19 protein-coding genes are annotated in these 24,221 nt (G+C 69.3%); 11 read left to right on the top strand and 8 right to left on the bottom strand.

Going from position 1 to position 24,221, the window contains the following annotated elements:
• The first annotated feature begins 140 nt into the window (after positions 1–140).
• The 8 genes from ACGFNK_RS32965 (at position 141) to ACGFNK_RS32930 (ending at position 10,677) form a co-directional block, all read left to right on the top strand.
• Positions 141–3,938, top strand: coding sequence for a nitrate- and nitrite sensing domain-containing protein (locus tag ACGFNK_RS32965; RefSeq protein ID WP_393421764.1), 3,798 nt, complete (start codon positions 141–143; stop codon positions 3,936–3,938).
• A 9-nt stretch (positions 3,939–3,947) separates the two neighbouring features.
• On the top strand, positions 3,948–4,361 hold the full coding sequence (locus ACGFNK_RS32960; RefSeq protein WP_033321189.1) for a roadblock/LC7 domain-containing protein: 414 nt from the start codon (positions 3,948–3,950) through the stop codon (positions 4,359–4,361).
• A gap of 99 nt (positions 4,362–4,460) precedes the next feature.
• Entirely contained in the window at positions 4,461–4,859 is a 399-nt protein-coding gene (locus tag ACGFNK_RS32955; RefSeq protein ID WP_165339911.1) for a DUF742 domain-containing protein, read from the top strand.
• Positions 4,840–5,415, top strand: a complete 576-nt coding sequence (locus tag ACGFNK_RS32950; protein ID WP_388683367.1) for an ATP/GTP-binding protein — start codon at positions 4,840–4,842, stop codon at positions 5,413–5,415. Before ACGFNK_RS32955 ends, ACGFNK_RS32950 begins: the two co-directional genes overlap by 20 nt.
• A gap of 350 nt (positions 5,416–5,765) precedes the next feature.
• Positions 5,766–8,996, top strand: coding sequence for a nitrate- and nitrite sensing domain-containing protein (locus ACGFNK_RS32945; RefSeq protein WP_393421762.1), 3,231 nt, complete (start codon positions 5,766–5,768; stop codon positions 8,994–8,996).
• Positions 8,997–9,006: 10 nt separating this feature from the next.
• The gene (locus tag ACGFNK_RS32940) at positions 9,007–9,420 is read left to right on the top strand and encodes a roadblock/LC7 domain-containing protein (RefSeq protein ID WP_033321188.1); all 414 of its coding nucleotides are present in this window, start codon (positions 9,007–9,009) and stop codon (positions 9,418–9,420) included.
• A gap of 95 nt (positions 9,421–9,515) precedes the next feature.
• Positions 9,516–10,115, top strand: a complete 600-nt coding sequence (locus ACGFNK_RS32935; protein WP_393421760.1) for a DUF742 domain-containing protein — start codon at positions 9,516–9,518, stop codon at positions 10,113–10,115.
• Entirely contained in the window at positions 10,096–10,677 is a 582-nt protein-coding gene (locus ACGFNK_RS32930) for an ATP/GTP-binding protein (RefSeq protein ID WP_031224757.1), read from the top strand. The genes ACGFNK_RS32935 and ACGFNK_RS32930 overlap by 20 nt, the downstream gene beginning before the upstream one ends.
• Positions 10,678–10,830: 153 nt before the next feature.
• Here the strand turns inward: ACGFNK_RS32930 and ACGFNK_RS32925 are convergent, their stop codons facing one another.
• The 7 genes from ACGFNK_RS32925 to ACGFNK_RS32895 form a co-directional block, all read right to left on the bottom strand.
• Positions 10,831–11,019 (bottom strand): acyl-CoA carboxylase subunit epsilon, encoded by a 189-nt coding sequence (locus ACGFNK_RS32925; protein WP_344392590.1) that lies wholly within the window; start codon positions 11,017–11,019, stop codon positions 10,831–10,833.
• Positions 11,020–11,065: 46 nt separating this feature from the next.
• Complete coding sequence (locus ACGFNK_RS32920; protein WP_393421758.1) at positions 11,066–12,670, bottom strand: acyl-CoA carboxylase subunit beta; 1,605 nt, start codon at positions 12,668–12,670, stop codon at positions 11,066–11,068.
• A 155-nt stretch (positions 12,671–12,825) separates the two neighbouring features.
• The gene (locus ACGFNK_RS32915) at positions 12,826–14,088 is read right to left on the bottom strand and encodes an ABC transporter substrate-binding protein (protein WP_393421756.1); all 1,263 of its coding nucleotides are present in this window, start codon (positions 14,086–14,088) and stop codon (positions 12,826–12,828) included.
• A complete protein-coding gene (locus tag ACGFNK_RS32910; RefSeq protein ID WP_393421754.1) occupies positions 14,085–15,164 on the bottom strand; it encodes a hypothetical protein in 1,080 nt (359 codons plus the stop codon). The genes ACGFNK_RS32915 and ACGFNK_RS32910 overlap by 4 nt, the downstream gene beginning before the upstream one ends.
• Positions 15,161–16,561 carry a hypothetical protein gene (locus ACGFNK_RS32905; protein WP_393421752.1) on the bottom strand — a complete coding sequence of 467 codons (1,401 nt, stop codon included), beginning with the start codon at positions 16,559–16,561 and terminating at the stop codon, positions 15,161–15,163. The genes ACGFNK_RS32910 and ACGFNK_RS32905 overlap by 4 nt, the downstream gene beginning before the upstream one ends.
• Before the next feature lie 87 nt (positions 16,562–16,648).
• A complete protein-coding gene (locus tag ACGFNK_RS32900) occupies positions 16,649–18,937 on the bottom strand; it encodes a tetratricopeptide repeat protein (protein ID WP_393421750.1) in 2,289 nt (762 codons plus the stop codon).
• Complete coding sequence (locus tag ACGFNK_RS32895) at positions 18,934–20,292, bottom strand: serine protease (protein WP_393421747.1); 1,359 nt, start codon at positions 20,290–20,292, stop codon at positions 18,934–18,936. Before ACGFNK_RS32895 ends, ACGFNK_RS32900 begins: the two co-directional genes overlap by 4 nt.
• Positions 20,293–20,573: 281 nt before the next feature.
• Here ACGFNK_RS32895 and ACGFNK_RS32890 point away from each other — a divergent pair, with 281 nt between their 5' ends.
• The gene (locus tag ACGFNK_RS32890) at positions 20,574–21,179 is read left to right on the top strand and encodes a YceI family protein (protein ID WP_393421745.1); all 606 of its coding nucleotides are present in this window, start codon (positions 20,574–20,576) and stop codon (positions 21,177–21,179) included.
• 186 nt (positions 21,180–21,365) lie between these two features.
• Complete coding sequence (locus tag ACGFNK_RS32885) at positions 21,366–22,001, top strand: hypothetical protein (RefSeq protein ID WP_393421743.1); 636 nt, start codon at positions 21,366–21,368, stop codon at positions 21,999–22,001.
• Here ACGFNK_RS32885 and ACGFNK_RS32880 read toward each other — a convergent pair.
• A complete protein-coding gene (locus ACGFNK_RS32880) occupies positions 21,998–22,606 on the bottom strand; it encodes a YdeI family protein (protein ID WP_393421741.1) in 609 nt (202 codons plus the stop codon). The genes ACGFNK_RS32885 and ACGFNK_RS32880 overlap by 4 nt on opposite strands.
• A 307-nt stretch (positions 22,607–22,913) precedes the next feature.
• On the opposite strand from ACGFNK_RS32880, the gene ACGFNK_RS32875 reads away from it, so the two are divergent.
• The gene (locus ACGFNK_RS32875; protein ID WP_393421739.1) at positions 22,914–24,104 is read left to right on the top strand and encodes a Cmx/CmrA family chloramphenicol efflux MFS transporter; all 1,191 of its coding nucleotides are present in this window, start codon (positions 22,914–22,916) and stop codon (positions 24,102–24,104) included.
• The last annotated feature ends 117 nt before the right edge of the window (positions 24,105–24,221 follow it).

Genomic DNA, 24,221 nt, shown 5'->3' with positions numbered 1-24,221 from the left:
CGCAGCGCCGCGTGCGCGGCGGGAAAGGGAAGCCAGCGCCGGTCACCGGAGACCGACAAAAAGGCGCATTGCGCCGGTACGACGCCGACACCGTCCCACCGTTCTGCGGAGGGGCGCCTGGTCCAGAGGTTGCGACGCTAGTGCAGGGACGTTTCAAGAGGGATGGCAGCGCTTCGGCGGAGCCGCACGGCGGGACCGACCGCGGTTCGTCGCCCCAGCACGCCCAGAACCAAGGACCGGCACAGACCGGCGACAGCGGTGATCGCGGCTCACGCCCCGGCCTGGCAGGTTCGCCGGGCGGTCCCGCCGCCTCGGCGGCGAAGCCGAAGAACCCGACCGGCCCCGGCTCCCGAATAGCGCTGCGCAACTGGCGCATCTCCACCCGCCTGGTCTCGCTGCTCGCGCTCCCCGTGGTCGCCGCGACCTCGCTCGGCGCGCTGCGCATCAGCGACTCCATGGACGACATCCAGCAGCTCGACAACATGAAGCTGCTGACCGACATGACCAAGCAGGCGACCGAGCTCGCCGCGGCGCTCCAGGAGGAGCGCGACAAGTCGGCCGGCCCCCTCTCGCACGGCGGAGACGGGACCGATTTCGCGGTCAAGGGCGTACGGGACAAGACGGACCGCGCGCGTACCGCCTTCATGGAGGGCTCGCGCGAGATCGACGACGCGAGCAACGACGAAACCCTCGACGGCGTCCGCGACAACGTCGTCTCCATCGTCTCCGAGCTGAGCAAGATCAAGAACATCCGCAACGTCGCCTACACGGACACTGAGAACTCCTCCCAGACGGTCGAGGCGTACCACCGGCTCATCGAGCGGCTGCTGGGCCTTTCCCAGGACATGGCGCAGGCGACCAGCAACCCGGAGATGATCCAGCGCACGCGCGCCCTGGCGGCCTTCTCCTCCGCCAAGGAGTACGCGTCCATCCAGCGTGCCGTGATCGCCGCGGCGCTGCCCGCGACCAACAAGACGTTCGGCTCTCTCTCGGAGAACGACCGCCAGTACGCCCTCTCCGCGCTGGACAACCAGGAGTCCGAACTCTCCGGTTTCGCCAGCATCTACGACGGCAACGCGTCGGCCCTGATGAAGCCGATCGACGACGGCAGCCCGACCATCGAGGAAGCCGACAACTACGCGCAGCGCGTGCTCGGCCGGCAGGACGGCCTGGAGCAGCGGGAGAAGCGCTCGTACCTGGACTGGATCGACGCCGACTCGGCCAAGCTCCAGGAGATGTCCAAGATCGAGCTCACGCTGCTCAACCAGATGGAGCAGAAGGCCCGTGAGCTGCGCAACGAGTCCGAGCAGGAAGCGATCATCTCCGGTGCGCTGATCCTGCTCGTGCTGGGTGTCTCGCTCGTCGGCGCCTTCGTGGTGGCCCGATCCATGATCCGCTCGCTGCGCCGGCTCCAGGACACCGCGACCAAGGTCGCCCAGGACCGGCTGCCCGAGCTGGTCAAGCAGCTGTCCGAGTCCGACCCGCAGGACGTCGACACCTCCGTGCAGTCGGTCGGTGTGCACTCCAAGGACGAGATCGGCCAGGTGGCCGCGGCCTTCGACGACGTGCACCGCGAGGCCGTACGACTGGCCGCCGAGCAGGCCCTGCTGCGGGGCAACGTCAACGCGATGTTCACCAACCTCTCGCGACGCTCCCAGGGCCTCATCCAGCGTCAGCTGTCGCTGATCTCCGAGCTGGAGTCCCGCGAGGCCGACCCGGACCAGCTGTCCTCGCTGTTCAAGCTCGACCACCTCGCGACCCGCATGCGCCGTAACGGTGAGAACCTCCTCGTTCTCGCCGGTGAAGAGCCCGGCCGCCGCTGGACCCGCCCGGTCCCGCTGGTCGACGTGCTCCGTGCCGCCGCCTCCGAGGTGGAGCAGTACGAGCGCATCGAGCTGTCCTCGGTCCCTGCGACCGAGGTCGCGGGCCGGGTCGTCAACGACCTCGTGCACCTGCTCGCGGAGCTGCTGGAGAACGCCACCTCGTTCTCCTCGCCGCAGACCAAGGTCAAGGTCACCGGTCACGCGCTGCCCGACGGCCGCGTACTGATCGAGATCCACGACACCGGCATCGGCCTCTCCCCCGAGGACCTCGCGGCGATCAACGAGCGGCTCGCCTCGCCGCCCACCGTGGACGTCTCGGTCTCCCGCCGTATGGGTCTGTTCGTGGTCGGCCGTCTTTCGCAGCGGCACGGCATCCGCATCCAGCTGCGTCCCTCCGACTCCGGTGGTACGACCGCGCTGGTCATGCTCCCCGTCGATGTCGCCCAGGGCGGCAAGAAGGCGCCGGGCAAGCCCGGCCAGGGTGCGGGTTCCGGCGGTCCGGCCGCCGCGCAGGCCGCGGCCGGTGTCGCGGCAGCCCGTCGTGGCGGGGCCGGCAGCGGTCCCGCGCTCGGCGCGGGTGCTGGTGCAGGTGCGCCCGGTGGCCCCGGGCGCCTGAACGCGGGGCCGCAGCGCGGGCAGGTCGGTGCGGGCTCGGGTCCGCGGCCTGCGCTGACCGGCAGCGACTCGGGTGGTCGTCCGGGCGGGCCGGGCGGCTCGCGTGGACCGCAGCCGCCCATGCCGCCCGCGCCCCCGCAGGGCAGGCCGGCTCCGGCCGGTGCAGCGCCGGGTGCTCCGCAGGGTCTTCAGGCCGCTGGTACGGGTACTCCGCAGGGCTTCGACGGTTTCAGCGACAGTGGCCGCCAGGACGCGTTCGGCTCCCGTGGTCCCGTACCGCAACAGCGGCGGCCCGAGAGCGACAACTCCGAGCAGGGCCATAGTCCCCGGCACGCGCAGCTGCCGCCGCCCGGTGGTCCTCGTGCCGAGCTGCCCGGGGGCAATCCCAAGCCGCGCGTGAGCAGTTGGAGCGACGAGCCGGGCCGGCGCGACTCGATGGACGCCCCGCGCGGCCACGAGGAGCCGGACGCCACCTCGCGCATGCCGCGCGTGGACGACCGTCAGGGTCCGGGCTCGACCGAGGAGATCCCCCGGTTCGACGACCGCCAGGGTTCGAGTTCCACGGGTGAGTACGCCCGGCCGGACTTCGACGCTCAGCGTCCCGGTTCCGGTGCTGGTACGGGTCCCGCCGACTTCGGCATCCCGGGTCCCGGCCAGGGCACCGGGCAGTTCGTACGCCCGGATGTGTTCGGTCCGCCTAATCCTCCCGCCAGGCAGAATCCGTCCTCGACCGGCCAGTTCGCCATGCCGGGCCGCGATGGCCGCCAGGACCAGCCCTCGAACGGGCAGCCCCCGGCGTCCGGCTACAACGGTTCCACCACGGACCGGGACGGCCGCGGCGAGCGCCAGGGCGGTGGAGACACCGGCCAGTTCGAGCGCCCCGGGACGAACGGTCCGAACGGCAGTCAGCGCCCCCAGCGTCCGCAGCCGCGTCGGCGCCCCTCGCTCCCCCCGCAGCCGTCGCATCCCCCGCGTGAGCCGGAGGGTCTGCCCCCGGCGGCGGGTCCCGGCGACGGACGTACACCGCTGTACGACACCCTGGAGACCAACTGGTTCCACCAGGGTCAGGGAGGTCAGGACCAGGACCAGGGCCGGAGCAACGGCTCCCGGACCGAGTCGGCGTCCTCCATGGACACCCCGCCGCAGCCCAACCGGGCACCCGCGGCCCCACAGCGCCCGGCGCCGGAGCCGGCTCCGGCCGTCACGTCGTCCTGGCGGGCCTCTCCCAATGACGAACTCGGCCGCCAGGCCGAGAAGGTACGCCAGCCCACCGCGGGTGGCGTGACCGTCTCGGGTCTGCCGCGCCGGGTCCCCCGCGCGAACCTCGTCGCGGGGACGGCTCAGCAACAACAGCACCAAAGCGGTCCGCAGGTCTCGCGTGCGCCCGATGACGTACGCGGCCGGCTGACCAATCTCCGTCGGGGCATCCAGCAGGGTCGCCAGGCCGGTTCGGGCCAGACCGGCAGCTTCCCCAGCCCCACTCACCAGCAGGAGCGTTAGTTGAGCCAGATGAGCCAGGCAGCACAGAACCTCAACTGGTTGATCACCAACTTCGTTGACAACACCCCCGGGGTGTCCCACACCGTCGTCGTCTCCGCCGACGGACTCCTTCTGGCGTTGTCGGAGGGCTTCCCGCGCGACCGCGCGGACCAGCTCGCGGCCGTCGCCTCCGGACTGACCTCGCTCACCGCCGGTGCCTCCCGGATCTTCGAGGGCGGCACGGTGGCGCAGACGGTGGTCGAGATGGAGCGCGGCTTCCTCTTCCTGATGTCCATTTCCGACGGCTCGTCGCTCGCGGTCCTGTCCCACCCGGACTGCGACATCGGTCTCGTCGGATACGAGATGGCCCTGCTCGTCGACCGTGCGGGCGCCGTACTGACGCCCGATCTGCGGGCCGAACTGCAAGGCAGCCTGTTGCACTAGATAGCCACATAAGGCAAGACCCACCGTCAGGCCGCCCGTTCCCCCACCGGCCCTCATCGACGGCACGATGACCGACATGCTGTCCCGCCCGGAGGATTCATGACCCCGCCCACCGCCTCTCACGATCCGTACGCAGAGCCGTACGGGGACGAGGGCGACCAGCCGCTGGTACGTCCGTACGCGATGACCGGCGGCCGGACCCGGCCGCGCTACCAGCTCGCCATAGAGGCACTGATCAGCACCACGGCCGACCCGGCGCAGCTGATGGGGCTGCTCCCCGAGCACCAGCGCATCTGCCACCTCTGCCGTGAGGTGAAGTCTGTCGCCGAAGTGTCGGCGCTCCTGTCCATGCCCCTGGGCGTGGCACGGATTCTCGTCGCGGACCTCGCGGAGGCCGGTCTCGTCGCGATCCATCAGCCCGGTGGCGACGAGAACGCCGGTGGCCAGCCGGACGTGACACTGCTCGAAAGGGTGCTCAGTGGACTACGCAAGCTCTGACGGAGGGCGGGCGACCACCTCGGCGAAGATCGTGGTGGCGGGTGGCTTCGGCGTGGGCAAGACCACGTTCGTCGGGGCCGTCTCGGAGATCAACCCGCTGCGCACCGAGGCCGTCATGACGTCCGCCTCCGCGGGCATCGACGACCTCACCCACACCGGGGACAAGACCACCACGACGGTGGCCATGGACTTCGGCCGCATCACCCTGGACCAGGACCTGATCCTGTACCTCTTCGGTACGCCCGGCCAGGACCGCTTCTGGTTCATGTGGGACGACCTGGTACGCGGCGCCATCGGCGCGGTCGTCCTGGTCGACACCCGGCGTCTCGCCGACTGCTTCCCGGCCGTCGACTACTTCGAGAACAGCGGACTGCCGTTCGTCATCGCCCTCAACGGCTTCGACGGGCACCAGCCGTACACCCCCGACGAAGTGAGGGAGGCGTTGCAAATCGGCCCCGACTCCCCGATCATCACGACGGACGCGCGGCACCGCGCGGACGCCAAGAGTGCGCTGATCACGCTGGTCGAACACGCGCTCATGGCGCGTCTTCGGTAGCACCGAAATCAGCCATGTCATACGGCAGTTGTCGTAGAAGCCTTGGAGCCGGCTGTGTCCTTTGACACGGCCGGCCAGGCTGTTCATAACGTTTCGACAGAGAAATTGAGTGGCATCGACACGCGTCGCGGTCGCATGGTGCCGCTGTGCTCATATCGGCCCCGCCTTTTGGCGGGGCTCGCTCTTTATGACCGTTTTATCTGGGGCTTACGGAGCCCGGAATCCTCGGTTCCGAGTGTTTGGACGAGCACAGCCTGACGTGCTGGAATGCCTGAACTGCCCGGTAGCCCAGGGCTGGGAAGACACACGCGGCACAACGTTGGTGCCGACGCCGAGAGGTTGTTGGTCGAGTGAGGCGAAGCAAGAACGGTCCCGAGCCGTCGGCGCGGGGCAACTTCACCCCGCCGCCGCGAGGAGCGGCACCCGCACCCGCGCCCCGGAAGGCGGAGCCGACGGCCCCACCCGCGTCCAGCGGCAGCCGGCTGTCTCCGCGTAACTGGCGCGTACCGACCAGACTGAATGCCATCCTGCTCATACCCGTGCTGGTCGGCCTCGTCATGGGCGGCTTCAACGTCAAGAGCTCGATCGACACCTGGAACGAGGCTCAGGACGCCGAGAAGATCGCGCAGATCGTGGCCTCCGCGTCTGAGTACGCCGCGGCCCTGCTCAACGAGCGCGACCTCACCGCCGAGCCGCTCCTCAAGAAGAACCGCTCCGACGCGGAGCAGAAGGTCGTCGACCAGATCCGCGCCACCACCGACGAGAAGGCCGACGCCTTCCACGAGTCCGTCGAGGGCATGCCCTCCGGATACGGCCTGGAGCGCCGGCTCCGGCTCGTGGAGGAGGCGGAGCCGACGCTCGCGGCCCTGCGCAAGGACGCGTACAAGACCTCGCAGGACCCGGTGAAGACCGAAGAGAGCTACGTCGACATCGAGCACCTTCTGCTCGAGTTCTCGAACGAGCTGGGTCTCGGCACCGGCAACATCACCAGCTACGGCCGCACCGTGTACGCCGTCGCGCTGGCCAAGGGCGCCGCCTCGCTGCAGCGCTCGATCGGTATGCACCTCCTCGTCAGGCCCAGCGAGGAAGAGGCCACGTACAACCGGCAGCGGGTCGCGTTCACCTCCTATGCCTACCTGGAGGGCATCGCCGTCCAGGAGTACATCTCCGGCGGTACGGCACAGGACGCCGAGAAGCTCCGTACGGTCATGGCGCAGAAGACCGAGGAGGGCAAGCAGCAGGTCACCGAGGCAAAGCGGCAGGCCGAGGCCGCGGGCCGCGAGTTCGTGGCCCCGCCCGCCATGGACAAGATGGTCCAGGGCGTCGCCGCCGGAACGCCCGACGAACTGAGGACGCAGGGCATCACCCCCGCGACCTGGATGGCCGCGTCCACCGCCAAGTTCGACGGCTACGACCAGATCGAGGCCGACCTCATCGACAGGGCCGTCTCCGACGCGGGCCAGATCGCCTCCGACGCCCAGCGCGACGCCATCATCAACGGCGCGATCGTCATCATCGCCCTGCTCGCCGCGTTCATCATCGCCTCGCTCATGGCCCGCCAGATGAGCCGCTCGATGCGCCAGCTGCGCAACGCGGCTTTCGGCGTCGCCGAGCAGCGCCTGCCGATGCTGGTCGACCAGCTCTCGCGCACCGACCCCGGCCGGGTCGACACCCGGGTCGCACCCATCCCGATCACCTCCACGGACGAGATCGGCGAGGTCGCCCGCGCCTTCGACCAGGTCCACCGCGAGGCGGTCCGGCTCGCCGCCGAGCAGGCCCTGCTTCGGGGCAACATCAACGCGATCTTCACCAACCTCTCGCGACGCAACCAGTCGCTGATCGAGGGCCAGCTGACCCTGATCACCGACCTGGAGAACAACGAGGCCGATCCGGACCAGCTGGAGAACCTCTTCAAGCTGGACCACCTGGCGACCCGTATGCGCCGCAACGGCGAGAACCTCCTGGTCCTCGCCGGCGAGGAGCCCGGCCGTCGCTGGGACCAGCCGGTCCCACTGGTCGACGTGCTGCGCGCGGCCTCCTCCGAGGTGGAGCAGTACGAGCGCATCGAGCTCTCCGGCGTCCCGGAGGCCGAGATCCACGGCCGCGCCGTGACCGACCTCGTGCACCTGCTCGCCGAGCTCCTGGAGAACGCCACCACCTTCTCCTCCCCGCAGACCAAGGTCCGCGTCACCGCGACCCGGCTGCCCGACGGCCGCGTGATGATCGAGATCCACGACAAGGGGATCGGCCTCACCGCCGAGGACTTCGCGGACATCAACCACAAGCTGGCCAACCCGCCGACCGTGGACGCCGCGATCTCGCAGCGCATGGGCCTGTTCGTGGTCGGCCGGCTGTCCGACCGGCACGGCATCCGCGTCCAGCTGCGCCCCTCCGGCGAGCAGGCCGGCACGACCTCGCTCGTCATGCTGCCCGACGCGATCACCCATGGTGGCGGTGGCGATCAGAACCTCCAGGGCGACGAGTTCACCGTCTCGCAGATCATCCCGGAGCAGCAGTCCTTCCAGGGCGAGAACTTCCAGGGTCCGCCCCTGCGCACGGCCGCCGAGCTGGGCTTCGACGACAGCCGCTATGACAACGTCCCGGACGACATACGCGAGCTGGACCCCGTCGGCCGTTCACTGATGCGTGAGGAGCGCCGAGCGGCCCTGGAGGCCCAGTCGCAGCAGCCGGAGCTCGAGGCCGGGTCCTTCCACGAGGACTACGACCGGCAGCAGCCCGGGTACGACGACGGCAGGTCCGGCTACGACAGCAACCAGTCCGGCTACGAGACCGAGCAGCCCGCCTACGACGAGGGCAGGCCCGCATACGACGGCACACCGGCCGCGTACAGCGAGCAGCCCGCGTACGACCAGCAGACGGCGTACGACGAGACGTACTTCCCGTCGAACCCGTCGAACGGCGGCTACCCGGAACCCTCCTATGCGGAGCCGGTCCAGGAGGAGCAGCCGCAGGCCCACGGATCCCCGCAGGACAGGTTCTCGCCGTTCGAAGGCCAGTCCTACCAGGACGACTGGCCTCAGCAGGACGAATACGGGAACGGGTATCGATCCGAGTACGCTCCGGAAACGGAATCCGCGCAGGCCGCTGACGTGGCCGAGCAGGACCGCGTAGGCTTCGATCGTCCGGGACCGGCCCCCTCCGCCGCGCACGAGCTGACCGACGCCGGGCTTCCGCGCCGCGGTGCTCCCGCGAACGGCGCGAGCAGTCGGCAGCCCGTGAGCCAGGAAGCGCCGGCCACCTCGGACAGCAGCGGCAGCAACGGCAGCGGCGACTGGCGGTCGGCCAACGACCAGCGGTGGCAGCGCGCCGAACAGCTGAAGAAGCCCAAGGCGGGCGGGGTCACCTCCTCCGGCCTGCCGCGGCGGGTACCCAAGGCCAACCTGGTCGAGGGCACCGCCGAATCCACGCACCAGGGCGGCCCTCAGGTCTCCCGCGCCCCCGAGGATGTCCGGGGCAGGCTGAGCAACCTGCGCCGGGGCGTCCAGCGGGGACGTAACGCAGGTAGTGAAACGAACGGCCAGGGCTTCGGTCCTGATAGCACCTACAACCAGGAGCGTTAGTGTGAGCCCGATGAGCCAGGCGGCGCAGAACCTGAACTGGTTGATCACCAACTTCGTGGACAACACCCCCGGGGTGTCTCACACGGTGGTGGTCTCCGCCGACGGACTCCTTCTGGCGATGTCCGAAGGCTTTCCGCGCGACCGCGCCGACCAGCTGGCGGCCGTCGCGTCGGGTCTTACCTCGCTGACCGCGGGCGCGTCCCGCATCTTCGAGGGTGGCAGTGTGAACCAGACGGTTGTGGAGATGGAGCGAGGATTCCTCTTCATCATGTCCATTTCCGATGGTTCTTCGCTCGCGGTCCTTGCACATCCGGAAGCGGACATCGGTCTCGTTGGGTACGAGATGGCCCTTCTGGTGGACCGTGCCGGTACGGTTCTGACGCCTGATCTGCGTGCTGAGCTCCAGGGCAGCCTTCTCAACTAGCAGACAAGCGATACATTTTGGCGTCCCGTGGCCGTAAGGTTTCGGACACGGCTATCCAGAGTGATGGGTGCCCGGCACAGTCGGAGGAGGAGAAAGTGGCAACACCCCCAGGCGGTTCGTCTTCGGGCAACTGGTCTTACGGTCCTGGCCAGGGCCAGGACCAGGGTGCCGGTTCGCAGAACCCGAACCGGTACAACTTCCCCTCCACCCCGAGCCACCGGCAGCGCCAGCCGTACGCGCCCCAGAGCCCTCAGGGCCCTGGTCCCTCGCCGTACGACCAGCCGTCGGCCCCACGCATCCAGCCCGTGCAGCCGCATCGCCGCTCCCCTGAGCCGTCCCCTGCCGGCGGGGCGTCAAACCCTCTGGTGCGCCCGTACGCCATGACGGGCGGCCGCACCAGGCCGCGGTACCAGCTCGCCATCGAGGCGCTGGTGCACACCACCGCACAGCCGCACCAGATGCAGGGCCAGCTGCCCGAGCATCAGCGGATCTGCAACCTCTGCCGGGAGATCAAGTCGGTGGCCGAGATCTCGGCCCTGCTCACCATCCCTCTCGGCGTGGCCAGGATTCTCGTCGCCGACTTGGCGGAGGCGGGCCTGGTCGCCATCCATCAGCCCGGCGGCGACGAGAACGCCGGCGGCCAGCCAGACGTGACACTGCTCGAAAGGGTGCTCAGTGGACTTCGCAAGCTCTAGCGGCGGTCCTTCCCGCTCAACCACCTCGGCGAAGATCGTGGTGGCGGGTGGCTTCGGCGTGGGCAAGACCACGTTCGTCGGGGCCGTCTCGGAGATCAACCCGCTGCGCACCGAGGCCGTCATGACGTCCGCCTCCGCGGGCATCGACGACCTCACCCACACCGGAGACAAGACCACCACGACGGTGGCCATGGACTTCGGCCGCATCACCCTGGACCAGGACCTGATCCTGTACCTCTTCGGTACGCCCGGCCAGGACCGCTTCTGGTTCATGTGGGACGACCTGGTACGCGGCGCCATCGGCGCGGTCGTCCTGGTCGACACCCGGCGTCTCGCCGACTGCTTCCCGGCCGTCGACTACTTCGAGAACAGCGGACTGCCGTTCGTCATCGCCCTCAACGGCTTCGACGGCAACCAGCCGTACAACCCGGACGAGGTCCGCGAGGCCCTGCAGATCGGCCCGGACACCCCGATCATCACGACGGACGCGCGGCACCGGGCCGATGCGAAGTCGACCCTGATCACTCTGGTTGAGCACGCGCTGATGGCGCGGTTGCGCTAGCCGCGCGGTGCACGAAGGGGGCGCCCTCTCCGGTTGGAGAGGGCGCCCCCTTTTTGGTGCGCGGCTACCGGGTTGCCCCTATGGGTAGTTGGCCGTCTGCGGGCCGTGTGTGGCTGGTCGCGCAGTTCCCCGCGCCCCTACGGGGCGCGAGTCTTAGCGCCAGCTGTGCGGGGCCCGGAAGCCCGGCTCGCGCTCAAGGCGGCGCCAGCCGGCCTTGGTGCGGCCGCGGTGGGCCGTGGTCGTGGGAGCGGCGGCGGCGCGGGCCAGGAGGATGGCCGTGATGGCGGCGACTTCCTCGGGCTCGGCGTGGCCCTTCTCGACGCGAATGTCAGGGGTGCTCATGGGCGTAAGTCTCCGTGAGTGAGGTTTCCGCAGGGGGACCGCAGCGTTACTGCGGCGGGTTGCCGTGCTTGCGGGACGGCAGATCGGCGTGCTTCGTGCGGAGCATCGCCAGCGAGCGGATCAGCACTTCGCGGGTCTCGGTGGGGTCGATCACGTCGTCCACCAGACCGCGCTCGGCCGCGTAGTACGGGTGCATCAGCTCGGCCTTGTACTCCTTGACCATGCGGGCTCGCATGGCCTCGGGGTCGGCGGCCTCGGCGATCTGCCGGCGGAAGATCACATTGGCGGCACCTTCGGCTCCCATCACTGCGATCTCGTTGGTCGGCCAGGCGTAGGTGAGGTCGGCACCGATGGACTGGCTGTCCATCACGATGTAGGCGCCTCCGTACGCCTTACGGAGGATCAGCGAGATCCGGGGCACGGTCGCGTTGCAGTACGCGTACAGCAGCTTCGCTCCGTGGCGGATGATCCCACCGTGCTCCTGGTCGACGCCGGGCAGAAAGCCGGGGACGTCCAGAAGAGTGACGATCGGGATGTTGAAGGCGTCGCACATCTGCACAAAGCGCGCGGCCTTTTCGCTGGCCTCGATGTCCAGAACACCGGCCAGGGACTGCGGTTGGTTGGCGACGATGCCGACCACCTGGCCGTCGAGGCGGGCCAGGGCGCAGATGATGTTGCGGGCCCAGCGCTCGTGGACCTCCAGGTAGTCGCCGTCGTCGACGAGTTCCTCGATGACCTTGGTCATGTCGTACGGCCGGTTGCCGTCCGCGGGCACCAGGTCCAACAGGACCTCGGAGCGGCGGTCGGCGGGGTCCTCGGAGTTCGCGTGGGGCGGGTTCTCGCGGTTGTTGGACGGCAGCATCGACAGGAGGTAGCGGACTTCGGCGAGGCAGGTCTCCTCGTCGTCGTACGCGAAGTGCGCGACACCGGAGGTCTCGGCGTGCACGTCCGCGCCGCCGAGGCCGTTCTGGGTGATCTCCTCGCCGGTGACCGCCTTGACGACGTCCGGCCCGGTGATGAACATCTGCGAGGTGTCGCGGACCATGAACACGAAGTCCGTGAGCGCCGGGCTGTAGGCGGCGCCGCCCGCGCACGGGCCGAGCATCACGCTGATCTGCGGGATGACGCCGGACGCCTTGGTGTTGCGCTGGAAGATGCCGCCGTAGCCGGCGAGAGCGCTGACGCCTTCCTGAATACGGGCTCCCGCGCCGTCGTTCAGCGACACGAGAGGCGCACCGGCGGCGATGGCCATGTCCATGATCTTGTGGATCTTCGTGGCGTGGGCCTCGCCCAGCGCACCGCCGAAGATCCGGAAGTCATGGGCGTACACGAAGACCGTACGTCCCTCGACCGTGCCCCAGCCTGTGATCACACCGTCCGTGTAGGGCTTCTTGGCCTCCAGGCCGAAGCCCGTGGCCCGGTGCCGGCGCAGCTGCTCGACCTCGTTGAACGAGCCCTCGTCCAGCAGGAGCTCGATGCGCTCCCGGGAGGTCAGCTTGCCCTTGGCATGCTGTGCCTCGGTCGCCTTGTCGCTGGGTCCGCGCAGGGCCTCGGCACGGATCGCGTGCAGTTCGGCCACGCGCCCGCGGGCGTCGGTGGGTTCTCCTGCGGCTTCTGGGGCGGAGGATCCGGCATCGTCCAAAACGGTCATGTAGCGACCTTACGAAGTCCACCTACGAAAGCGGGCCGTCGACTCCTCACAGTCTCCGAGTCGTTTTCCTGGTACCACTGAACAGAACCTGGGAGGCATGCGGGTCAACCACCAGCTCAGGGGCGGTCTGGCTTGTTGGGGTTCTACAAAGGGGCCTACTGTGGCGTGCTGCACACATCGGTGGGGGCGAACTGGTTCTTGGCCTGGTTCTTCTGCACCAGCTGGACGTCTTCCAGGATGCCCTTGACGCTCTCCCGCCCCCTGCCCTGGCTGTAGCGGGTGAGGGTAAGCAGAGTCGCTTCGTGGAAGGCGTCGCGTACCGCGGGGGGCATCACGTCCGAGGCGTCCAGGCAGCGAGGGGTGTCTGGGGAGGTGAGCCGCTCGGCGACTTCGCCCTCCACGTCACCGCTCCTGGGGCGGACCTTGTTGTTGGCGGAGAACACTCGAGCCAAGTCCACCCATTCCTGCTGACCTGACTGTGAGGCGAGCCTGCCCAGCAGCTTCCTGGCCTGAGTGCTGTCGCTGAAGAGTGCGGCGAAGTCTCCGGTCACCTCGTGGGCCTTCACCTTCTCGTAGGGGCCGCCGGGCAGCAGCTGGGCCGAGTCCATGAAGGTGGCCTCGTTGGCCCTGTCGCCGTAGAAGAAGGGCGCGAAGGAGCCCTGGTGCTCCAGCGTGCAGTTGCCCTTGCCGAACAGGAGCCCATTGCCGTTGTCGGGCCCTCGATGGTCTGCGGTCAGGGCGGTCTTGGCCAAGTGGGCGTCCTGGGCGAGCAGTGAGCCCCAGGCCAGCCAGGCATCCCGCACCTCGGGCGAGGTCCACTCCAGATCGCCGCGCACCCACCGCTCGTACGCCTTGGGGCCGGAGTCCTGTAGCACCAGGTCCTCGATCCAGTCGGTGCCGGGCCAGCCGGAGGGGCCGTCGTCGCCCATGCCGATGCACCAACTCGCGAGCGGCTGAGGTGACTTGGTCGGTTCGGTGTCCTTGCGGTGCCAGACGATGCTCTTCAAGTCGGCCCTCAGCGGCACCCAGTGCACCGGCCCCGCGCCTTTGCCGGAGGGCTGCCAGGGCGGGCCGTACTCGCCCTTGTTGTAGACGCCAAGGCCGTCGAGCCGCTTCAGGCGCCTCTGGTAGGCGTACTCGGCGAGTTCGCCGATGCCAGGCATGATCACGATGTCGGGGGGCTCGCCCGCCTGCACCTGAGAGAGCAGCACCTCGCGCTGCGCGGCGGTGCCTTGGTACTCGTACGGGATGTCGAAGCTCTCGAGGAGGGCCTCGAACTGCTCTCCCTGGCGGCCGGTCCAGGTGCCGAGGATGGTGACCTTCTCCTCGCCCTCCGTCTGGCCCGGTGCCGCGAGTTCGCAGCCAGACGCCGTGAAGAGCAGGGCGCAGACAAGGAGTACGGTGCGGAGCCTGGTCAACGGGCCCTCCAGTAGTCGGCGTTGAGCCTGCGTCCGATGCCGGCGGCGGGCAGGACTGCGACGAGGATGCCGCCGCCTAGCGCGCCGTAGTACACCGAGCTCTGCCACTCGCGGGCCTTGAGCTCCTCACGTACGTCATTGGACATGCGGGAGACGAGATTCTGGTCCTCCTCGAGCCGATGGCGCCCGGCCAGATCGCCGGTGTCCGTGGAGCGCTCGGCCTGTTCTGCGACGCTTCTGATCTCGGTGAGCGTTTCTCGGGCGTTGTCCAGGTGCCGCTGGGTGGCGGTCGTGGCGAGGAGTGGGACCACGGCGAGGGCGACGGTGAGTACGAGGGCGCTGAGCAGCCATGGATTGTAGTCGCGGCCGCAGCGGTCGCGCAGTACCCAGAGCGCGGACAGCAGCATCAACGCGAGAACGAGCAGAGCGAGTTCGGCCACGGCCCAGCCGGTGTACCCGAGTGCTCCCATCGTGGCGAGCCGCTCCACGCGATTCATCTGCCGGTCCTGCAAGCTGTCCAGGCGCGGCACCAGACCGCTCTCGGAGCGGATGAGCAGCGAGCCCGCCTCGCTGAACTTCTGCTCCTGTATGGGCTTGTCGTCCTGGTAGCGGAGTGCGCCGAGCGTGATGGAGTTGTCGTACGAGTCGAGCAGGCCGTTGACCGTGCCGAGATCGTCACTGGTCCTTTCGGCGAGCCGGGACAGGCTCTGGTCGGCCGCCGAGAGCTGCGACTGGTAGCTCTCCTCCGCGCCCGGCACGCCGTTGAGGTTCCTCTTGACCCAGTTGGCCTCCCAGTCGGCCCGCAGCAGTGCCAGCCGTGTCGCGGCCACGCCCTGCACCGCGGGGGCGGCCTGGGAACGCAGTCCGTCGGCGCTCAGCACCACTTCGCGGTACGAGACGAGGAGCGCGCTGACCGCGACGATCGCAGCAAGGGCCATCGCCAGGAGGTGGAATTCCAGGAGTCTGCGGGTCCGGTAGCGGCTGAGCCGTCTGCGGTACGCGGCTGACGGCCCCGTCCCTGTGCGAGGGCCGGCGCCGGCCGCTGCGGCGGGACGCTTCGTCGCCTGGTCGCTCACAGCAGTTCCCTTCCGCACTTGATGCAGTAGCGGGCCTCACGGCCCGCGGGGTGCTCGCAGCCCGCACAGCGCGGGCCGCCGCCTGTCCTGGTCGGGGCCTCGGTCAGCGGTCCGCCGGGCCGCGATCCGGCCCACAGGATCCTCTGGCCGAGCGTGTCGGTGTTCACCGTGGCGTGCAGCCGGACCCGGCCCGCCTCGGCGTCGATGATGTCCGCGAACACACGTATGTCCTCCAGCACATGCTCGACGCCGAGCCGCGTGGCAAGGCGCGCGGCCTCGCCCAAGTGCCGCTCGGCGATCTCGCGTTGCAGCGGATCGAGGGCGCGGAGGCCGGTGCGCAGAGCGCGGTGCATGGCAGTGACGTCGTGCATGCTGCGGAGGCTTGCGCCGCCTACCGGGTCCACGACGCAGGGCTTCCGCTCGTCGGCGCGATGCCAGCGGGCTATCACGGGCACGGACTGATCGCCGATGCTGACCATGGCGAACTGAAGGCTGGTCTCCAGCGGGTCGCCCTCGGCGTCGACGGCCAGGGTGAGCAGGTAGTCGCGGACACCCGACTCCCACTGGTACGTGGGGAACCGCCAGCGGGGCGGGCGTCCCGGCTCGGGCAGAGCGCGGAGCCGGTGCGGCCGTGGCGCCTTCTCGCCGAGACCGACCTGGCGCACGGTGGGCCGGGCGGTCACCTCGATGGGCAGTTCGGGGCTGTGCACCCGGCGCAGCCGCCGGATCGCTTCTGAGATGGCGTTGCCCAGCCGCTCCTCCACGAACTCGGCGGTGCCGTGCAGGCGTTCGGCCATGGTCAGCAGCGGCTCGGGCACCCAGTCGTTGCCGACGGCCAGCACATCGCAGGTGAACTGCCCGGCGCAGGCGTCGAGTTCCTCCTCCAGGCGGGTTTCGCCGGGGCCGCTGCTGCCGTCGGTGATCAGCAGCAGATGACGTACGGGCAAGGGGCGGGCGGCGAGCAGGGCCCGTGCCCGGGCCAGCCAAACGGCGTACCCGGCCGGGCGCGGGCCGTCCCGGTGGAGGGCGAGGACTTGGGCCGCGAAGGCGGCGCGGCGCTTGTCGTGTGTGTCGGCCACGGCCCACTCCTCGCCGCCGACCGGGTAGCACAGTTCCGGCTCGGGGCCGGAGCCGAGTACGGCGTAGGAGATGCCGTCGGGCAGGGCGCGCAGTGCCGCGGGCAGCGCGTGCCGCACAGTGTGGCGGTGCGGCTCGGCGACGTCGAGGGCGATGATCACAGCGAGTTCGACGGCCGGGAGTTCGGCGGGGACGCCGGTGTCGGCGATCTCGACTCGCAGATGCGCCTCGATCTTGGCGCTGCGGTGCGGGCGCTGATCGCGTTCGAGATCGACGGAGAGCCGAATGTCCAGCTGTCGCGACCGGGTGGGGCTGCTCATGAGTCCTCCAGCGCTCCTTCGGCTTTGTGCGCTCTGCTCTGCTTCAGCGATGGCTGTGGCTTTTACCTGTGCGGGTTCGGGCCGGAGTCAGACGAGGGTCTGCGGTCGTATCGCGTGGGACAGGTCGACCAAGTGCTCGTGCGCGGTGGCCGAGTCCTGGTGGTGTGCGGCCAACTGCCGGTAGTGCTGCTCGAGTTGTTCGCGTACGTCACGCTCCGCGGACGGCAGCTCGCGGCGCGTCCCGACGCGTTCGCCGCGTGCGTACAGCGCGTCGAGCTTCCATTCGTACAGTTCGGTACGCAGCCGCAGCGCCTCGTCCTCGGAGAGCCGCAACTCGGAGGCGCCCGGCGCCTGTTCGCCGACACGCCGCAGTTCGTCGAGGCCGGCGTCCACGTCCTCGGGGGCGGGCAGCGGGCGTGACCCGGCGGGCAGCCGTGCGGCCCGGATGCGCAGGGCGGCGATGGCGGCCACGGTGTGGTCGAGCGAGCCGACGGGGACCCGGCCGAGCACGTCCAGAGCGGCCCCGCGGTTGCCCTCGCGCAGCGCGATCCTCGCCAGGCCCAGGGCGGCACCGCCGTGCGAGCGGTTGCGGGCGAGCACCGATTCGTACAGTTGCCGAGCGGTGGGCTCGCCGCCTCCTCCCGTGGCCTCACCGAGCGCTTCGATGCAGTAGGCGAGCGCCAGTTTGGGCGCGTACTCTCCGGGCAGGTCGAAGCGGACCTGGGTGAAGTGCTCCTGGGCCTGGGCGACTTGGCGCGGGTCGTCGTCGAGGTCGGCGAGGCGCAGCGCGACCAGGGCGCGATGCCACTGAATCCGCCAGTCGCGCACGGCCCGGGGTCCGGGGATGTGGTCGGCGGTGCCGAGCTCCTCCCGGGCGCGCTCCAGGTCGTCCCTGCCGTCCCGGCTCACGAGGACGCGTACGTTGTGCAGGCAGATCTCCACCGAGGTGGGCCGCTCGCTGTCCTGGCTCAGGAGTTTCCCGGGGTCGTAGCCACTGCTTATCTCGAACTGGCTGGTCTGCGGATCGCCCGGATAGCGCCGCGGCACCGGCAGATAGCGGGCGATCTCGGTGGGGGTGGGCGCGCCGAGGTCCAGGGCCGGCGCGGCGGGCGGGCTGTGCCGGTCTCGGCGCGGACGAGCCAGCCAGTGGTCGAGCCCGGGCACGGTGCCGAGCCGTGCGCCGAGCAGCTGGGCGGAGGGCCGGAAGTACGCGGAGGGCTCGGGCGGGTCGGTCTTGCCGCGCAGGGCGCGGATCTCCCGCAGTGCGCCGCGCAGTTGGCCGGCCATCTCCTGGGCGTCGGCGAAGCGGCGCTCGGGATCCTCCCGGGTGGCGCGCTTGACGACCCAGTGGAAGGAGGCGGTGCCTAGCCCCGGTACGTCGTCTCCGACGGCCCAGGTGGCCAGCTCGCGCAGGGTGACGCCGACGGTGTGCAGATCATGGGCGCCGGTGAGCGTGGCGGCGGTCTCCGCTTCGGGAGCCATGTAGCCGGGGGTGACGTGGGCGGGCGGCTCGCTCTGGCCCTGCTCGCGCATCCCGCCGAGGTCGATGACCTTGACGCCGTCCTTGTGGTGCACGACGTTGGACGGCTTCATGTCCCCGTACACGAACTGCTTCTCGCCGCCGGCGTGCAGGTGACCGAGGGCTTCGAGGATCTGACAGCCGTACGCCGCGACGTGCTCGATGTCGAGCACGAAATCCCCTCGCCGGGTCTCCTCCACAACCGCCTGGAGGGTGCGGTCGCCTACGTCGTCCATGACGATGTAGCCGCCGGTGACCTTGCCGGACTTGTCGCGGTGGCCGACGAAGTCGCGGATCTGGACGATGCGGGGGTGGCGGATCGCGACCAGATTCCGGCGCTCCACGTCCGCCTTTGCGGCGCCGTCCTCCTCGTACCGGTTGAGCAGGCCCTTGACGGCGACGACGTCGCGGAGGTTGGTGTCGCGGGCCAGATAGACCCAGCCCTGGCCGCCGTGCGCGATGGGCCCGATGATCTTGTACTTGTCGCCCAGCACAGCGTTTCGAGCCAGTTCGGGCCGGTACGAGTAGCGCTCGCGGCAGACCGGGCAGTAGCCCTCAATCGGCACCGGGCCCTCGGTGTAGGGCGGGGCGAAGGTGATGCCGCAGTCCGCCGAGGAGCAGGTCATCCGGATACGCAGCGGTGCCTCACCGCTGATCAGACGCTCCTCGGGGGCCCGCGGCTCGTGTTCGGGCAGGTCCAGCAGCTCCCTGGGTCCGAACTCCATGGATTTCTCGGGGAGTTGGGGCAGGCCTGGGTCGTTCTTCTCGGCGCGACCGCACTCGGCGCAGTAGCCCGTGGGCAGGACGGCGCCGCCGCACGGGGCGCCGGTGAAGCGGCGGTGCGGGCAGGAGGTCATGCCTGTCCTCCGTGCGAGCGGCGGTCCGGGGGCACATGGGCGCGGATGTCCGCGCGCAAGGTCTTGATCAGCTTGCGCAGCCGCTTCAGCCGCTCCTGCGGATCGCTGATGCCGTCGATCGCGCCGCGTTCCGTGCGGCGCAGATCGGCCACTAAGGACTTCGAGCCGAGTGAACCGCTGCCCAACGGGCCTTCCAGTTCCGCGTGGTCTTCTTCGAGTTGCTTCAGACAAGCGAGCAGCCGATCTGCGTGGTCCGCGAGCGCGGGCGCCAGCAGTTCGTCGACGGCCGCCGTCCAGCCGCTGCCACCACCGGTACGGAAGACGATCAGCAGCCTGAAGCCGACCCTGCGCAGCCTGTCCAGGAGCTCTATCAACGGCCCGGGCTCGGGCTCCTTGTCCAGGCCCTCGACGGCAACCGTGACGGGGTGAGAGGGATCGCGCAGGGTTGGCGGGCCCGGACTGCGCCGGGTGCCGAGCAGCCAGTCCCAGTACGCCAGATACTGTCGTCCGGGCGTGTACGCGATGTAGCCCATGGCGTGGTCTGCCAGTCCGGATCTGCTGGAGCGACCGCCCTGGTAGCGCAGCCCGGCGCGGTTCAGCAAGAACTGCAGCGAGCGGTCCTTACCGCTGTCCGGAGGTACGACGGTGATCTTCACCGGATCCTCGTCGGGGTCCTCGAACCAGGTGCGCAGCCGGTCCTCGAAGCCGTGGTCCCAGGCATCCGGACCGATCAACCCCTTGACCGTGGGCGACAGTTCGGCGATGCGCTCGACGGGGATCAGATACGAGAAAGCCAGCCGGTTGTCGTCGGGCAGCGGCATACCCAGGTCGCCACGCCAGCTGACGATCAGGCCGACCACCCGGGCCGAGTTCCGCTCGTCCGGCCTGGTGCACACGGCGGCGCCGCTGAAGCCCCGGCGGACGACCCCCCTGCGGTGGACGGCGTCCACCTGCACCCACTCGCCGCTCACGCCGCCGATCGTGCCGTGCAGGGCCATCCCGTCCTCGAACCCCTTCGCGTACCCCGTGGCGTACACCTGGAGTCCGGCCCACATCCGGGACTCCAGCGTGGCGGGGCGCGCGTGCGGGCGCGGGCTCGCCAGCCGGAGTAACGCGACGTCCTCGCCCTGGCCGTCGGGACCGGGCAGCCAGCCGCCCTCGGCGACACGCGCCGCCACCGGTTCGATCTCCCGGTTCTCGGCGAATTCCACCCACATCACGTCGCCCGGGTCGCGCACCACGTGCGCACACGTCATCGCGGTGTCCGGGGCGATCAGCACACCCGCACCGCACACCGGCCCGTTCGCATCCCCGCGCCGCAGCCTCAACCGCCAATCCGCCCGTAGCTCCCCCATGCCGCATCAGCGTACGCGCGTCACATGGCCCGTCCCTAGACTCGTGACCAGGATTGACCGGCCAATGAGCGGAAGGGGGCCGGGAGATGACGCGGGCGGGCCTGGACCCGGCCGGTTCTGCCGAGCTCCGCCGACGGTTCGGTGTGCCTCGTGAGCACGACCCGTAAGAGCGACCCCGTACGAATATCCCCATGAAACCCGGAATAGTTCTACGGTGGACATCGTTGAACGTTGAACCAGCCTCGGTGCAGAGCCGAGGCTCGTCCCCCAAGGAGCCAGTCATGGGTCTCTTCAGCAGCAAGAACACCAGCGACACCGCCACCGCCGCTGCCCCGGCCGCCGATCTGTCCGCCCTCACCGGCGACTACACCATCGACGCGTCGCACACCACCATCGGCTTTGTCGCCCGGCACGCCATGGTCACCAACGTCAAGGGCAGCTTCAACGACTTCTCCGGCACCCTGCACCTGGACGGCAGCGACCCGTCCCGCTCGACTGCGACCATCGACGTCAAGATGGACAGCATCGAGACCGGCAACGCCGACCGTGACGGCCACCTCAAGAGCGCCGACTTCTTCAAGACGGACGAGTTCCCGACGATGACGTTCCGCTCCACCAAGGCGGAGTCCCTCGGCGGCGACGACTACCGCATCACCGGCGACCTCTCGATCCTCGGCACCACCAAGCAGCTCTCCATCGACCTGGAGTTCAACGGCGCCGCGAAGGACCCCTTCGGCAACGAGCGCGTCGGCTTCGAGGGCAAGGCGGAGATCCTGCGCTCGGAGTGGGGCCTCACGTGGAACGCGGCGCTGGAGACGGGCGGCGTCCTCATCTCCGACAAGATCAAGCTGAACTTCGACATCTCGGCGATCAAGAACGCCGCCTGATCCTGCGGGGGCGGTCTCTCTGCACGTTCCGTCACGTCCCGCCGCTCCGAGCCGGACGGAACTCCTGCGACCATTTCGTGTGCGTAGTGTGCAACAGCCGTACCCGGTACGGCTGTTGACGCACGATGAACCTTCCTGGCGACCCGGCATGGGGAGTCCAGGGAAGTCCAGTTCCAGGAGACGCAGTTGAGCACGAAGACGGGACCGCAGCGCTACCCCGGTGCGAGCCGGACGCATTGGTACCAGGACGAGTACGGCGGCGACGCGATGGAGGTCAACGCCGTCGTCCTGCACACCACGGAGGGCCGCACCCTGCCGGACTACGGCGGCGGGGCCTCGGCCCCGAACCTCACGGCGGTGCCGGACCTGGCCGCCGAGAAGCTGCGCTGGTACCAGCACTTCGACATCGAGACCTCGTCCCGCGCCCTGGTCAACGAGTCGGGCGGCGTGGAGACGAACGCGCTCAACGTCTGCCAGCTCGAACTCGTCGGCACCTGCGACCCGAGCACCCACGCCAAGTGGGAAGAGGCGGGCCAGTCCCACATCTACTGGCCGAAGGCACCCGATTGGGCCCTGCGCGGAGTCGCCCGCTTCCTGGCATGGATGCACAGCGAGCACGACGTACCGCTGTCCGGCCCGAAGGCATGGCCCGCCTACCCGAAGTCGTACGGAAACGATGAGGGACAGCGGATGAGCGGTGGGGAGTGGAACGACTTCAACGGGGTGTGCGGGCATATGCATGTCCCCGAGAACCTGCACGGGGATCCTGGAGCGATCGACTTCTCGCAGCTCATCAAGTACGCCAAGGATGAGCAGGGCTAGGGTCGGCTGACTGGGCCGCGGGGCGACCGGCCTGAAATGGGGGCTCTCCCCAGCTCGGCGATGGCCTTGTTCAGCCGAGCGGCCCTGACCTCCGGAGTCCTGGCCTTCAACAGTCCCAGCATGACCTGATACTGCCCGGTCCTGCCGAGCCGCTCGAAGGCCTCCTTCGCACGCGGATCGCGTTCCAGCGCGGCGGCCAGATCGTCCGGAACAGTGGCGCTGCGCTGCGACTCGTAAGCAGCCGCCCAACGCCCGTCCGTCTTGGCCGCCGCCACCTCCGCGAGCCCCCGGGGCCGCATACGCCCGGCCGCCGTGAGGGCCGCGACCTTGCGCACGTTCACCATGGACCACTCGCTGCGCGGCCGGCGCGGGGTGTACTTCTGCAGGAAGTACGTCTCGTCGTGGCGCCTGCGCTGACCATCGATCCACCCATGACAGAGGGCCACGTCGAGGGCCTCCGCCACGGTGACGGTGGTCCGGCCGGAGCCCTTCTTGGCGATCTTCAGCCAGATCCCGCGCTCCAGCCCGGCATGAGCATTGAGCCAGGCGTCCAGCTGTTCCGCGGTGTCGAAAACCTTGATCTCCGGGCCGTCGAGAGTGTCCATGAGAGGCACAGTAGGGCGGGTATAGGACAGTTTCCGTCCTATAGATGCAACGTACCTGGGCCGCGTTCTTGAGCGGGGGACCCGGCGTTAATTGAGTGGACCGGGGGCAGCGGGCGTCACTAACCTGCCCCTCATGTCCAGCCCCGAGGCGTCAAGACTCCAGCCACCGGCTCTCCGGTGGCTGTTTGGGATGTCGGGCTGAAGCTCCTCGATCAGCGATCAAAGATCGACGATCCACGTCACCCCTCACCGTTGCCGGAACGCCGTGCCGTCGGCCGTGTTCGTTTTCGGGTGTGCGGAGTTTTTCATGCCGTTTGGGCTGTATCTGTTGGGGCTTGCCGTCTTCGCTCAGGGGACGTCTGAGTTCATGTTGTCCGGCCTTGTGCCGGACATCGCGCGGGATTTGGGGGTGTCCGTTCCGGCTGCCGGGTCGCTGACCTCGGCGTTCGCTGTCGGGATGATCGTGGGGGCGCCGTTGATGGCCGTCGTCAGTCGGCGGTGGTCCCGACGTGGGGCGTTGCTGGGGTTTCTTGGGACCTTTCTGGTTGCCCATGTGGTGGGGGCAGTCACCAGTGACTTCGGCGTGCTGCTGGTCACCCGAGTCGTGGGGGCCTTGGCCAACGCCGGGTTTCTTGCCGTCGCTGTCGTGACAGCCGTCGCGATGGTGGACGCGAAGGCCAAGGGGCGGGCCACGTCCGTGCTGCTCGGTGGCGTCACCGTCGCGTGTGTGGCGGGGGTTCCCGGTGGGGCTTTGCTGGGGCAGATGTGGGGATGGCGGTCGGCCTTCTGGGCCGTGGTCGTCCTGTCCGTACCGGCCCTGTTCGCGATTCTGCGGTCCGTGCCGGGTGGGGTTCCCGACATCGCCAGTGTCAGTGTGCGCCAGGAAGTACGGGCGTTGCGAGGGCCACGGCTTCAACTGACCCTGCTCCTGGGTGCCTTGGTGAACGGGGCGACCTTCTGCACGTTCACCTATCTCGCGCCGGTGGTCACCTCGGTCACCGGGCTCGGGGCCGCGTGGGTGCCCGTCGTGTTGGCGCTGTTCGGGCTGGGGTCGTTCGTGGGCGTGAGCGTCGGGGGGCGGATCGCTGATGCCCGGCCCGTACCGCTCCTGGTGGTCGGCGGGTTGGCGCTGCTGGTCGGATGGGGCGTCCTCGCGCTGACGGCGGGGCATCCGGTGGCCGCGGTTGTACTCGCCTTCGTTCAGGGCGCGCTCTCGTTCGCCGTCGGATCCACGCTGATCTCCCAGGCCCTGTACGCGGCAGCCGACGCGCCGACCCTGGCGGGCGGCTTCGCCACGGCGGCGTTCAATGTCGGGGCCGCGGTGGGCCCATGGGTCGGTGGGGTCGTGATCGGGGCAGGGCTCGGATATCGCTCACCGTTGTGGGTGAGTGCCGTGCTTGTGGCGCTCGCACTCACAGTGGGAGTGACCGGGCGGCTGCAGCTCACCCAGCAGAGGTCACGTCCACGGACGGATCCTGTTGGCGAATCCGGTCGGTGACACGCGATCCAGGCGTACCCTCCGCGAAAGCGTGGCCACTTTCCCGGAAAGTGGCCACGCTTTTCGCAACTGGCCTCCTGGCAGAGGGGTTTGGCCGGCAGCGCATTAATCCGGTGC

Origin of the sequence: Streptomyces sp. NPDC048825, assembly GCF_043198355.1 — a bacterium.
GTDB lineage: Bacteria > Actinomycetota > Actinomycetes > Streptomycetales > Streptomycetaceae > Streptomyces > Streptomyces xiangluensis.
This window is presented reverse-complemented; position numbering and strand designations above follow the sequence as displayed.